The following is a 13,248-nucleotide window of genomic DNA, read 5'->3' on the forward strand; positions in this document are numbered from 1 at the left end:
AGACCCGATGCGTGAATCCGCGAGCGCAGAGGAGGGCAGACAGGCGGATCGCGATCTGCGGATCCTGTGACCCGCAAGGCGTCCGCCTTCGTGGGGCTGACCGTTGACGCCTCGACACAGGATGCCGCTATGACATCCTGAGCACCATGGCCCGGTGCGATCCCGCCCCGGACCGGAGGAGTTTCACCCGTGCAGAAGACCGTGCTCGGCATCGAGACCACCTGCGACGAGACCGCCGCCGCGGTGGTGTCGCTCGATGAGGAGGGCGTCGGCCAGATCCGCGCCAACGAGGTGCTGAGCCAGATCGCCGAGCACGCGGCCTATGGCGGCGTCGTGCCGGAGATCGCCGCCCGCGCCCATGTCGAGGTGCTGGACCGCCTGATCGCCCGCGCCCTCGAGAAGGCGGGGACCGGCTTCCAGGACCTCGACGGGATCGCCGTGGCGGCCGGGCCCGGTCTGATCGGCGGCGTGCTGGTCGGTCTCGTCACCGCCAAGACCCTGGCGCTGGTGACGCGCAAGCCGCTGCTCGCCGTCAACCATCTGGAGGCCCACGCCCTCACGGCCCGGCTGACAGACGGGATCGCCTTCCCGTACCTGCTGCTGCTGGTCTCAGGGGGGCATACCCAGCTCGTGGCCGTGCGCGGCGTCGGCGATTACGTCCGGCTCGGCTCCACCATCGACGACGCCATCGGCGAGGCTTTCGACAAGGCCGCCAAGCTGCTGGGCCTGGGCTATCCCGGCGGCCCCGAGGTCGAGCGCATGGCCGAGGTCGGCGATCCCGAGCGCTTCGCCCTGCCCCGCCCGATGATCGGCCGGCGCGAGGCCGACTTCTCGCTCTCGGGCCTCAAGACCGCCCTGCGGATCGAGGCCGAGAAGATCGCGCCGCTGGCCGAGCGCGACGTCGCCGATCTCTGCGCGAGCTTCCAGGCCGCCGTGGTCGATGTCGTGGTGGACCGCGCCCGCGTCGCCCTGCGCGGCTTCTCGGGCCTCGCCGGCCGGCCCACGGCCCTGGTGGCGGCGGGCGGCGTGGCCGCCAACGGTGCCGTCCGGCGGGCGCTGGCATCCCTGGCGGGCGAGGCGGGCCTCGGCTTCGTGGCCCCGCCCCTGCCCCTCTGCGGCGACAACGGCGCGATGATCGCCTGGGCCGGGCTGGAGCGCCTGCGCCTCGGGCTGGTGGACGACCTCACCGCCCCGGCCCGGCCCCGCTGGCCGCTTGCGGCCGATCCGGCCCGCGCGGCGGTCCCGGCCGGGTGAGCACGGCGGCGCGGCGCGCGCAGTGGCGGGATCTGGTGGAACGCCGCCTGCCCGATGCCGCCCGGCCGGACTGGCCGGTGCGGCTCGACCATTGCTTCGCCCGCATCCTCCTCGACCACGCCTGTGGTGGCCCGTGGCGTGACCATGTCCGCCCGCCCGCCCACGCCAACCTGCCCCTCGATCAGCTGGAAACGGCGATCGTCCTGGGCGAGGCTGTCCTCGCCGGCCAAGCGGATCTTGCGCTCCTGAACCGCCGTTCGCTCGCGTGGCGCGGCAAGATCGCCACCGCCCCGGTGCCCGACGCTCTCCGGGAGGGCGACCTGACCCTGCGCCGCTGGCGGCCGGACGACGGGGCGCCCTTCGCGGCGCTCAATGCCGACCCGGCGGTGATGGCCTACTTCCCCCGGCCGCGGACGGAGGCGGAGAGCGCCGTCGAGGCCGGGCTCTGTGACCGACGCTTCGTGGCGGACGGGTTCGGCCCCTGGGCGGTGGAGCGGGACGGGCGGTTCGTCGGGTTCGTCGGCGCCTTCCGGATCATGCAGGCCATGCCGTTCCCGGGCGGCGCGCGGATCGGCGACACGATCGAGCTGGGTTGGCGCCTCGCCCGGGACGCCTGGGGACACGGCCTCGCCACCCGGGCCGCGCGGCTCACCCTCGCCGATCTGGCCGGACGCTGCGGCATCCGGGCGGTCGTGGCCTACACGGCCCAGGGCAACGACCGCTCCCGGGCGGTGATGGAGCGCCTCGGTATGGTTCCCGCTGGAACCTTCCCGCATCCGGCCGTGCCGGACGGGCCGCTGCGCACCCACTGCCTCTACCGGCTCGAACCCGCGGAGGTTTCGGCATGACTGCGCCCATCAACGTCGTCGGCGGCGGTGCCTGGGGGACCGCGCTGGCCAACGCCGCTGCCGGGGCCGGCCATCCCGTGACCCTCTGGCTCCGCGACGCCGAGGCCGCCGCCGCTCTCGAAGTCACGCGCGAGAATCCGCGTTACCTGCCGGGTGTCCCGCTCCATCCGGCCATCCGTGCGACTGCAGAGCCCGAAACACTCGCCGGCGCGCAGGCGACCCTGCTGGTGGTGCCGGCCCAGACCGTCCGCGGCGTGCTGGGCTCCCTGCGCGAACCGCTGGCCTCAGCCGGTCCGGTGATCCTGTGCGCCAAGGGCATCGAGCGCGGTAGCGACAGCTTCATGAGCGCGGTGGCCGAGGAGGTCCTACCGCCCGGAATGCCGGTGGCGGTCCTGTCCGGCCCGAGCTTCGCGGCCGATGTCGCCCGCGCCCTGCCCACCGCCGTGACGCTGGCGGCGGCCGATGCCGGCCTTGCCGCCACCTTGAGCGCACTGCTCTCGGGGCCGAGCTTCCGACTCTACCACACCGACGACGTGCGCGGCGTCGAGATCGGAGGCGCCGGCAAGAACGTGCTGGCCATCGCCTGCGGGATCGTGTCGGGGCGGGGTCTCGGCGAGAGTGCCCGGGCGGCGCTGATCGCCCGGGCCTTCGCCGAGCTGATGCGCTTCGCCCGGGCCTTCGGCGGCCGACCGGAGACGCTGATGGGACTCTCGGGGCTGGGCGATCTGGTGCTCACAGCCTCCTCGTCGCAATCGCGCAACTTCGCCTTCGGCCAGCGGCTCGGCGCCGGGGCGAGCCCGGAGGCGGCGTCGGGCGGCAAGCTCGCCGAGGGCGCCTTCACGGCCGCGGCCTTGGCGGGCCTCGCGGCGGCGCGGGGCGTCGAGATGCCGGTGGCGCAGGCGGTCGCGGCGATCGTGGCGGGCGCGGCCGGGGTCGACGACGTGGTGGCCGGGTTGCTGGCGCGGCCCCTGCGGGGGGAGACGGATTAGGGGCTGCCGGACGTTCAAGCCGCACTCGGCCTGATCGTCGGAATAGCTGCCGGGGGTGGATTCCTGTCGTTCCGCTCTCGGGCAGCAGATGCCTTCTGCGCCCGTCCACTCCGAGCAAATGCGCGTGCCTCGACGGCGGGCAGCGGCTTGCTGAAGAGATATCCTTGCACCTGCTTGCAACCCTCCCGGCGTACGAGTTCGAGCTGCTCGGCGGTCTCGACCCCCTCGGCGATGATGCCCATGCCGAGGCGCTCTCCGATGCCCACCATCGCCCGCACGATCGCCGCCGCGTCCGGGTCGGCGATGTCGCGGATAAACGCGCGGTCAATTTTCAGCAGATGGAAGGGGAAACGCCGCAGGTAGCTCATGCTGGAGTACCCGGTGCCGAAATCGTCGAGGGCTATGTGGACATCGATCGCGCGCAGGCGGTGCAGCACGGCCACGGCCTGCTCGGGGTTCTGCGCCAATAGGCTTTCAGTCACTTCCAGCTTCAATCGTTGCGCGGCCAGCCCGCTGCTGGCCAGCGCGGCGATGACCGCCTCCTCAAGGCCGCCGCGGAACTGCACCGTCGAAACGTTCACGCTCACGCACAAGGGCTCGGGCCAGTAGACGGCCTCGCGGCATGCCTCTTTCAGCGCCCAGGCGCCGAGAGGCACGATTAGGCCGGTCTCCTCGGCCACTGCGATGAACTCACCGGGTGAGATGAGCCCGTGCTCGGGATGCCGCCAGCGCATCAGCGCCTCGAAGCTGACCACCGACCCCGTGGTCACGTCGATAATCGGCTGATAGACGAGGAAGAAGTCGCCCCGCCGGATCGCCTCCTTCATATCGAGAGCGAGCGAGCTTCGCGCGGCGGTGCGCGCGTGCGCCTTGGCCTCGAACATCCAGTGGGTGTTGCGACCTGCGGCTTTGGCCTCGAACAACGCCATGTCGGCGCGTTTGAACGCCTCCTCATCTGTCAAGCCATGGTCCGACAGAACCGCGGAGCCGATACTGACACCGATGTCGATTACCTTGCCGTCGAGCCGCATCGGCTCGCCTACAGCGGCGATGATGCGTTCGCAGACCTGCGCCGCTGCGGCCCCGCCATCGATGTCGGACAAGATCACCGCGAACTCATCGCCGCCGAGCCGCGCCACGGTGTTTGGCTCCGGGACGATCGCTCGAAGGCGGTCGGCCACGAGGCACAGGACACGGTCTCCGGCCATGTGACCGTAGGTGTCGTTGACCGCCTTGAAGCGATCGAGGTCGAGCGCGAGCACGGCGTGGCGGTCGGGCTCGCGGGCGGCTCGGCGCAATGCACGATCGAGGCGCTTGCGGAACAGGTTACGGTTGGGCAGGCCGGTCAGCGAATCGTGAAGCGCCATGTGCGCGATGCGCGCTTCGGCTTCTTTGCGCTGCGAGATGTCGATCAGCGTGCCGACCAGCCGCACGGCTTGCCCATCCGGGGCGCGGCTGGAGACGCGAGCGCGGGCAAGCACCCAGAAGGCGGATCCGTCCGCGCGGCGCACGCGGTACTCGCATTCGAGAGAGGAGGTTTGACCCTTGAGATGCGCGCGTGTGGCGGACATGACGCGCTCGCGGTCCTCGGGGTGGATTGCGGCGATCCAGACCGATGTCGTGGGTTGCGCCAAACCGCCGACGAGGCCGAGCTTGTCCCGCCAGCGCTCGGTCACCCACAGGCTGCCGTCGACGAGATCCCAGTCGAAGAGGCAGTCCTCACCGCTGTCGAGTGCCAGCGCGAGGCGCTCCTCGCTGACACGCAGGTGAGCCTCGCTCTCGCGCAGGGCCCGTTCTGCGCTGCGCCGGGTGGTCACGTCGGTCAAGGTACGTACAACGCCGCCCGTCGTCACCGGCAGCGTGCGGACTTCGAGGACGGTGCCGTTTGGGCGCTGGCGCTCGTAGTTGTCGACGCGCAACGCCGGCTCGCCCAATTCCAGCCACCGCCTGAGGCGATCTGGCAGGTGGACGAATTCGCCGTTCTCAAGCTGATGCCTCCGCACAGCCTGGAAGGGCGCGCCGTCATAGAGCAGGCTTTCAGGTACGCCCATCATCGCGGCGGCGCGGCCATTGTGCACGCGGACGCGATCGTCAGCGTCAGTCATGAGGAGGCCCTGATCCATCGCTTCCAGGGTCGCGCGCAGTAACGCCCCCGTGTCGCGAAGTTCCCGCTCCGAGCGGGTCAGATCGGTTACGTCGAGGCACACGCCATGCAGCGAGACGACACGACCCACCTCGTCGCGCTCGGCTACGCCACACACGGATACGTACCGCACCTCGCCATCCCGCCGCAGGATGCGCGAACGGTGGTCGTAGCCGCCGCGCGGTAGAGCACTGCGGTCGGCCATCGCTGCCTCCATGCGCCCGCGCACCGCCGCACGATCGTCGGGATGGTAGAAGCCGAGATGCTCCTCCAGATCGAGTACGTCGAGTTCCGGGTTGCGACCGAAGACGCTCGCGATGCCCGCCGACCATTCGATCGTCCGATTGGCCACATCGATGCGCCAATGGCCGAGGCGAGCGGTCTCCTCGGCGATGGCTTGGAACTCATCCGCTGCCAGGAGTCGACGCTCGACGCTCATGCGCTCGGCGATCTCCACCTCCTGACCCTTCTGTGCCTCACGTAAGCGAAGGTGGGCGACGAGGATCTCGGCGAGATCGCGAAGCTGACGGACCTGCTCGGGCGAGAAAGAGCGCGCCACCGTGTCCTTGATGCAGAGCGCCCCGACACGGATCCCGGGTCGGAGTATCAACGGCGCCCCGGCGTAGAACCGTATGGCTTGCTCGCCATGCACCAATGGGTTCGTGGCGAAGCGACGGTCGCGCGTCGCATCGTCGACGACGAACACCTCATCGGAGCCGATGGTGTAGTTGCAGAAGGCGATGCTTCGCTCCGTACCGTCGAGATCGATGCCGCACTTGGCCTTGAACCACTGTCGGTCCTCGTCAACCAACGAAACCAGGGCGATTGGAACGGAGAATAAGTCACGCGCCAGACGGCAGACGGCGTCGAAATGCGCCTCGTTCGGCGTGTCCATGATCGCGAGATGGCGCAGGGCAGCCAGCCGGTCCGCTTCGTTCGATGCAACCGCCAACATCTACTCACCTACCTAACCGGCTGGGAGGCGAAAATTACCCCAGTCGATGCGCGTTAGGGTTGTAACGATGGCGTTTTAACGAACCATTCCTGACAAGCCGCACTCACTTGCGCTCACACCAGCGTCGAATAGCTGTCGTCCTGTAGCGTTGAAGACTTAACCGCAGGTCTGCTCTCGCGCGTGACCCTAACTTTCGCTGATCACCCCGAGCGAAAAGTCACCGAACGGCTGATGAACGTCCGCTTCGGAAAAGCGCCGGGAGCCCTTCTGGCGGCTGGGTTGGATTGAAAACTGGCGCGTCAACGCCCGTTCCGCGCGGGTCGGAATGGGCGGCGTGCAGCACGATCGCCCGCGTGGGCAGCGGGGGCAGCTCCAGCGCCGGGCCGACACCCACGACATCGGCCGGTGCCAGCCGGTGCAGGAAAACCACCACCGGCCCCGCCGACGGGGCCGCGACCGTCCCGCCCGAGAAAACCTCCGTCCAGGTGATCACGCCCTGGTCGAGCAGGCCGCCCGCCACGTCGCGGACGGCGCAGCAGGGCGCGGTCGCGGCCAGCCGCAGCGGCTCCCCCGCCCGGTGCGCGAAGCCCGGCACCGCGAACCAGCCGAACGGCTCCGGCCGCAGGATCTCGCCCGGGCGCCGGTCATCGTCGCTGCGGATGATCGCCGTATCGCGCCGGCCCGGCCTCAAAGCCCTCGAGCCGGGCTACGACAGCGTCGCGGTGCCTTCGTGCTCCTCGCCTACACTCGGCCGGCAGGGTGCGGCCGGCTGAAAGCTTGCGCGACCGCCCGGTCCGGGTTTCCAGAGGGCTGAAGCCCTTTGGCGGGTGCTCAGGGTGGAACCCTAAGATGGTCTCCAGGGCTCTGCCCTGGACGCGCGAAAAGGCTCGCCCTTTCGGAACCCGGACGGGATCCGGCCGCTCACGCCACGGAGGCGACCGGATCCTGTGCGTTCCCGTGGGTGTATTCGGCGAAGATTGCGATCGGCGCGGGTCGGCCCATCAGGTAGCCCTGGGCGAGGGTGCAGTGCTCCGCGGCCAGGAAGGACAGTTCCTCGTCGGTCTCGACGCCCTCCGCCACCACGGCGAGGCCGAGACCCCGCCCCAGGCCCAGCACGGAGCGCACGATCGCGGCGCCCTGCGGGTTGCTGTGGACCGCCTTGATGAACGAGCGGTCGATCTTGATCCGGTCGAACGGGAAGGACCGCAGGTTCGACAGCGAGGAGTAGCCGGTGCCGAAATCGTCCATGGCGATCCGCACGCCGAGCGCCTTGAGCTGGCGCAGGGTGAGCAGCGCCCGGGCCGGATCGCGGATCAGCGCGGTCTCGGTGATCTCGATCTCCAGGCGCTCCGCCTTCAGGCCGCTCTCGAACAGCGTGCCGTGGACGAACTGCACGAAATGCGGGTTGTGGAGCTGCACCGCCGAGACGTTGACGGCGATCGCCAGCGGCTGCGGCCAGAGGGAAGCGGTCCGGCAGGCCTCGCGCAGCACCCAGGCGCCGATCTCCAGAATCGCCCCGGTCTCCTCGGCGATCGGTATGAACTGGTCCGGGGAGACCGGGCCGCGCTCAGGATGGCGCCAGCGCAGCAGCGCCTCGAACCCCGTCACGGCGCCGGTGTCGATCCGCGTCTGCGGCTGGTAGACGAGGTCCAGCTCGCCCCGCGACACCGCGTGGCGCAGGTCGTGCTCCAGCATGCGCCGGTCGCGGATCTGGGCGCCCATGCTGGCGTCGTAACGGCGGTAGGTGCCGCGCCCCTCGGCCTTGGCCCGGTACAGGGCGGCATCGGCGTGGCTCAGGAGCGCGCGCTGGTCCTGCGCGTCGTCCGGATAGACCGCGATGCCGATGCTGGAGGCGATCACCGGGCCGGAGACCGCCGGCACCGCCGCGAGCATCGCCAGGATCCGCTCGGCCAGCCGCTCGGCCGATCCCTCCGCGGATCCGTGCCCCTGGGGCGTCAGAATCGCGAACTCGTCGCCGCCGAGCCGGGCCATCAGCTGCGTGGGTTCGAGCAGGCCACCGACGCGCAGCGCGAGGTCGCGCAGCATCGCGTCGCCGGCGGCGTGGCCGAACAGGTCGTTGACCTCCTTGAACCGGTCGAGGTCGAGGCACAGGACGGCGAGCCGGGTGCCCTGGCCATCTGCCGCGCGCATCTCCCGCTCCAGACGCGCATGGAAGCTCGTGCGGTTGGCAAGCCCCGTCAGGGCGTCGTGGTGGGCGAGGTAGTGGATCTGGCTCTCGGCGCGGCGGCGGGCGCGCAGGTCGCGCACCGCCACGGCATGATGCGGCTGGCGGCCATATTCCGCCATCGGCCGCAGGATCACCTCCACCGGGATGGTCCCGCCGCCGGCCGGGACGAGTTCGGACTCGAGGGCCTCTCCGGCGGTGCCGGCCGTCGCCGTGAGCCCGGGCAGGTAGGTGGACAGGCTGGCGCCCATCAGGGACGCGGCCTCGGTGCCGGCGAGCCGGGCGAAGGCCTCGTTGGCACTGACGATCTGGCCGCCGCGGCACACAACGAGGCCCTCGACGGCCGCGTTGGCGAGGCTGCGCAGGCGCTCGCGCTCGGATTCGGCGCGCCGACGCTCCCGCAGGTCGATCAGGAGGGCAGCCCCGGCCAGCAGCAGGATCAGCGAACTCGCCAGGGCGACGGCGGCGGCGAGCCACTCGGTCCGGATCGCGCTCGCCGGGATCGTCACCGTGGGATCGGGCTGGATGGTCACCGCGCCCATCCCGGTGAAGTGATGGCCGCAGATCGCCAGGATCAGCAGCCCGGCGCCGAGGCCCCGGCCCCGGAGGGTGCCGGCCAACAGGCCCGCCACCAGCGCCAGGGCGCCCAGGACGGCGCCGACTGCCACCGAGACGGCGACCACTCCCGGGTTCCAGATCAGATGCCCCGGCACCTCATAGGCCGCCATGCCGGTGTAGTGCATCGCCGCGATGCCGCCGCCCACGACGGCACCGCCGATCGCCGCCCGCACCCGGCCTCCCATGGTCGCCAGGGCGAAGCCGAGCCCGGTGATCGCGACGGCATCGGCGTAGGAGAGGAGCGTCAGGCCGACCCCGTAGCCCGAGGGCAGCCCCGGCGCGTAGGCGAGCATGGCCAGGAAATGCGTGGCCCAGATCCCCGAGCCCCCCGCCACCGCCGCGACCGCGAGCCAGAGATAGCGGCCGCGCCTGCCGGCCTGCCCGGCATGGGTGAGCAGCGCGATCGCCGTCGTGCTCGCCAGCGTGCAGACCAGGGCCGCGAGGGCCACTAGCCACAGGTTGTGTTCCCCGACGAAGCAGCCGATCACGGTCAGCATGTGGACAATCAGCGGTGTTATGCGACGGTATTCCTTGAGATTACTAGTGAACAGATATTAATATTTAACCAACAGACGTAATTTGCTTCACATCGCCGGGAACATCGCTGGGTATAGACGACGTCACCGCTGCCGCGGCGGACGCGCTGCGGGTGGGATTCCGGTCACAAGACACGGCGCGCGATTGAGCTCGGGCGGTCAAACGGTCTCTAAGGCGGCATGCGCCGCCGAACCGGGCGGCCGGTGGGGATGCGACGATGGCGTACTGGCTGTTCAAATCCGAGCCCGCGACCTGGTCATGGGAGCAGCAGGTCGCGGCCGGCGTGGCGGGCACGTTCTGGAACGGGGTGCGCAACCACCTCGCCAAGAAGCACCTGATGGCCATGGAGGTCGGCGAGCGGGGCTTCTTCTACCACTCGAACGAGGGGAAGGCTGTGGTCGGCATCGTGGAGGTGATCCGACCCTATTACCCGGACCACACCGACGAGACCGGCCGCTTCGGCATGGTCGACGTGCGGGCCGTGGAGGCGCTGCCCCGTCCCGTCTCGCTCGATGCCATCAAGGCCGATCCGACGCTCGCCGCCATGGTGCTGGTGAACAATTCCCGCCTGTCGGTGCAGCCGGTGACCGAGGCCGAATGGGCCCGGGTGCGCGCCCTCGGTGGACTCGGCTGAGTGTGACTTGCGGAATAGGTGCAGTCGCCTGAAACTGGCTCGCTCTGTGAAGTCGAGACGCGTTACAAATCTTTTTCGGCGTGCCTGAAATTATTATAGGCTGTATGTCACTGGGTCTCCCGGGATTATGTGGGCTGGATATGTCTGATCAATCGGGTGTATTTCTTATACAAAACGACGAGACGCTTGTTGCTATGCAGCCCGCTGAATTCTCAAAAGAATTAGATTTCCAGCGTCTTTTATCAAGGTTTCCTGAGTTGCTGGTTGGCGGTCAAATCGATCCTGACCAGCCTCGGCGTTTCGTCCTGGTGAAACAGGAGCAAGCAATTGGACATGAAGACAATGAGGCGCGGTGGTCGATTGATCACCTGTTCTTGGATCAAAATGGAATACCCACTTTAGTCGAGGTTAAGCGTCAGAGCGATACGAGATTGCGGCGCGAGGTGATCGGACAAATACTCGATTACGCCGCGAACTGTCAGGTCTCTTGGACCTGGGAGAGTATCAGGTCGGCATTCGAGAGCACCTGCGCAGACAATGAAGCACAACACGACGTGGTGTTGGCTGAATTTCTAGACAAGGACGTAACGGTAGATCAGTTTTGGTCCAACGTGAAGACAAACTTGCAAGCCGGTAAAATCCGTATGCTGATTGTCGCCGACCATATCCCGACGGAGGTTCGGCGCATTGTCGAATTTCTGAACAGGCAAATGGATCCGGCGGAATTCCTTGCGGTTGAGCTCAGGCAGTACACAGCCGGAAATCTGAGAACGCTCGTTCCAATGGTATTCGGACAAACACAAGAAGCAACGAAGAAGCAAGTGTCTTCTTCAGGTCCGCGCTGGACGGAGGGGCGCTTCATCGAGGCTTTGGCATCGAAATGCTCATCTGCGGAAGTTGATGTTGCTTGCGCATTGATTGCCTGGATGAAGACCAGTGGTTTTCCGCTGATTTACGGGGTCGGTCGTGAATTCGGATCTGTTTATCCCTTGATGAAAGTGCAGAATGTAACGATCAACCCAGTTTATCTGTCCACTGACGGAAAGATATGGTTCCAACTTAAATCTCTATCGAACAAACCAATATTTGATGATTTAGATATGAGGCGCGAATTGCTTCATAGATTTGCCGCCGTCAACAACTCTAATCTAACCCAACAAATGTTGAATGGTTACGGTTCGTTGCCTTATGGCGTGGTCGCGCGCGACCCTGACGGCACCAAGAAGCTCACCGACGCTTTTGAATGGATAGCTGAGAAGGTCAGATCCGTACCTCAGGCCTGATGGGTCTGCGTACTGTCCATCCGTCATGAGCGGCGCGGCGACATCCGCGAGGCCTTCGCCCGCCGCGCTGTAAACCTCATCACACTCAACCAGTTCGGGCAGTTCTGCCAGTCGTTCTCAGCGGGCTCACGCCGCCCGGTTGAGGGTCGTTTGGGCCGGGGGATCAGCGTCGATCTCGACCGGCGGCAGCGTGTCCATCACCCGGGAGGCCGGCAGGGTCACCACCACCTCGGTGCCCTCCCGGGGCTTGGAGGTGAGTTGGAACTGGCCGCCATGCAGCTCCACAAGCCCCTTCACGATCGGCAGGCCGAGCCCCGAGCCCTGCTCGGCGGTCTTGATCGCGAGCGAGCCGCGCCCGAACGACGACAGGACCGTGCCAAGTTCGTCCTCCGGGATGCCGGGTCCGCTATCCTTGACCGAGACGTACTGCCCGCCCGAGGCGGTCCAGCCGACCTTTAGCCAGATCTCGCCGCCGGGCGGCGTGAACTTCACGGCGTTCGACAGGAGGTTCAGCACGATCTGGCGCAAAGCCCGCTCGTCCGCCCAGAGCCGCGGCAGCGCATCGTCCACGAGGTCGTGGAAGGTCTGGTTCTTGGCCTTGGCGCGCAGGCCCATCATGTGGCGGCACTCCTCCACCACGTGGGCGAGCTGCACCGGTTCCTCGTTCAGCTCGTAGCGCCCCGCCTCGATCCGCGAGAGATCGAGGATCTCGTTGATCAGGTTGAGGAGATGCAGCCCGCTATCGTGGATGTCGTTGGAGTATTCCCGGTAGGATGGCGCGATGTGGGTGCCGAACACCTCGTTCTTCATCACCTCCGAGAAGCCGAGGATCGCGTTGAGCGGCGTGCGCAGCTCGTGGCTCATCGTGGCCAGGAACCGCGACTTGGCGAGGTTCGCCTCCTCGGCCCGGCGGCGGGCCTCGTCGGAATTGGCCTTGGCCTGCTCCAGTTCGCCGAACACCGCGTCCTTCTCGGCGCGCGAGCGCAGGGCGCCCATCGTTGCCGCATAGAGGCGACGGGACAGGCCGAGGAAGAACAGCTGCGCGCCGCCCGCCATCGTCACGAGCAGGAGCCCGTCCGCGGCGGGGGAGAAGGTGGCCAAAGACGCGGTGGCCAGCGCCAGCGGCACGAGTGCGGCGATGGCCGCGAGCGGCACCGTCGCGGCCAGCATGGTGGTGACCGCAGAGGCGATGACGAGGCCGATCAGGGCGAAGGTCCAGCCGCCGGTGGCGCCGAGCCCGATCATCGCCGACCACGACAGGCTCTGCAGCACCTCCCCGATCAGGAAGCGCCGCCGCCAGCGCCCGAGGGGGATCGTCCCGGGGTCGGTGTTCAGGAAGCGCCGGCTCAGCGTCGTGTTGAGCGTGATCATCAGGAACACGCCGAGCGCCCAGGCCGCGGCCACGGGCGGCGCGATCCAGAAGGTCGCCGCCGCCGCGAGCGCCGCCGCGAAGCCCACCAGCGGGATCCCGGCGCCGGCCCGATACTGGGCGTAGTGGCGCAAAAGCTCGTAGTCGAAGGCCCGCTCCAGGCCGGTCTGCGAGGTCAGCTTCTCGCGCGCCGAGCGGATCTCGCGGGCGACCCCGAGGCGGCGGGCGGCCTCCTCCGTCGAGGGACCACGACCGCGCTGGACCATCTCGACGGTGAGATCGGGCATACGCGCACTGAAACTCGAAAAGGGTGGTGTCGGTCGGGAATCACTCCGTGAGAATGAGGAGGATATGTTAAGAAGGGGCTGCCGGCATCTCTAGGATCTTAATCATCGCTGCCTGTGGCGAGGCTGACCTCCTCTCCGGTTTGAAG

Annotated in this window: 9 protein-coding genes; 5 read left to right on the plus strand and 4 right to left on the minus strand. The window is 68.0% G+C overall.

Annotated elements, in window-relative coordinates; all coding sequences use genetic code 11:
* Positions 1-189: 189 nt before the first annotated feature.
* From tsaD to BLQ49_RS14470, 3 genes are read left to right on the plus strand one after another with little or no spacing between them, the layout of a single operon-like run.
* Entirely contained in the window at positions 190-1,254 is a 1,065-nt protein-coding gene (gene tsaD / locus BLQ49_RS14460) for a tRNA (adenosine(37)-N6)-threonylcarbamoyltransferase complex transferase subunit TsaD (RefSeq protein WP_091716743.1), read from the plus strand.
* On the plus strand, positions 1,251-2,102 hold the full coding sequence (locus BLQ49_RS14465; RefSeq protein WP_091716745.1) for a GNAT family N-acetyltransferase: 852 nt from the start codon (positions 1,251-1,253) through the stop codon (positions 2,100-2,102). Before tsaD ends, BLQ49_RS14465 begins: the two co-directional genes overlap by 4 nt.
* Positions 2,099-3,091 (plus strand): NAD(P)H-dependent glycerol-3-phosphate dehydrogenase, encoded by a 993-nt coding sequence (locus BLQ49_RS14470; RefSeq protein ID WP_091716747.1) that lies wholly within the window; start codon positions 2,099-2,101, stop codon positions 3,089-3,091. The genes BLQ49_RS14465 and BLQ49_RS14470 overlap by 4 nt, the downstream gene beginning before the upstream one ends.
* A 14-nt stretch (positions 3,092-3,105) precedes the next feature.
* Here the strand turns inward: BLQ49_RS14470 and BLQ49_RS14475 are convergent, their stop codons facing one another.
* From BLQ49_RS14475 to BLQ49_RS14485, 3 genes are all read right to left on the minus strand, one after another.
* Entirely contained in the window at positions 3,106-6,189 is a 3,084-nt protein-coding gene (locus BLQ49_RS14475) for a bifunctional diguanylate cyclase/phosphodiesterase (RefSeq protein ID WP_091716749.1), read from the minus strand.
* Between the two features lie 217 nt (positions 6,190-6,406).
* Entirely contained in the window at positions 6,407-6,880 is a 474-nt protein-coding gene (locus BLQ49_RS14480; RefSeq protein WP_091716751.1) for a type 2 periplasmic-binding domain-containing protein, read from the minus strand.
* A 230-nt stretch (positions 6,881-7,110) separates the two neighbouring features.
* Positions 7,111-9,489, minus strand: coding sequence for an EAL domain-containing protein (locus BLQ49_RS14485; RefSeq protein WP_091716753.1), 2,379 nt, complete (start codon positions 9,487-9,489; stop codon positions 7,111-7,113).
* A 257-nt stretch (positions 9,490-9,746) separates the two neighbouring features.
* On the opposite strand from BLQ49_RS14485, the gene BLQ49_RS14490 reads away from it, so the two are divergent.
* Together BLQ49_RS14490 and BLQ49_RS29015 are read left to right on the plus strand one after the other, a co-directional pair.
* Positions 9,747-10,163 carry an EVE domain-containing protein gene (locus BLQ49_RS14490; protein WP_091716755.1) on the plus strand — a complete coding sequence of 139 codons (417 nt, stop codon included), beginning with the start codon at positions 9,747-9,749 and terminating at the stop codon, positions 10,161-10,163.
* A gap of 140 nt (positions 10,164-10,303) precedes the next feature.
* Positions 10,304-11,446 carry a hypothetical protein gene (locus BLQ49_RS29015; RefSeq protein ID WP_143012259.1) on the plus strand — a complete coding sequence of 381 codons (1,143 nt, stop codon included), beginning with the start codon at positions 10,304-10,306 and terminating at the stop codon, positions 11,444-11,446.
* 126 nt (positions 11,447-11,572) lie between these two features.
* On the opposite strand, the gene BLQ49_RS14495 is transcribed toward BLQ49_RS29015, so the two are convergent.
* Positions 11,573-13,102, minus strand: a complete 1,530-nt coding sequence (locus tag BLQ49_RS14495; RefSeq protein WP_091716757.1) for a sensor histidine kinase — start codon at positions 13,100-13,102, stop codon at positions 11,573-11,575.
* Positions 13,103-13,248: the final 146 nt, after the last annotated feature.

This window comes from Methylobacterium phyllostachyos (genome assembly GCF_900103445.1).
GTDB lineage: Bacteria > Pseudomonadota > Alphaproteobacteria > Rhizobiales > Beijerinckiaceae > Methylobacterium > Methylobacterium phyllostachyos.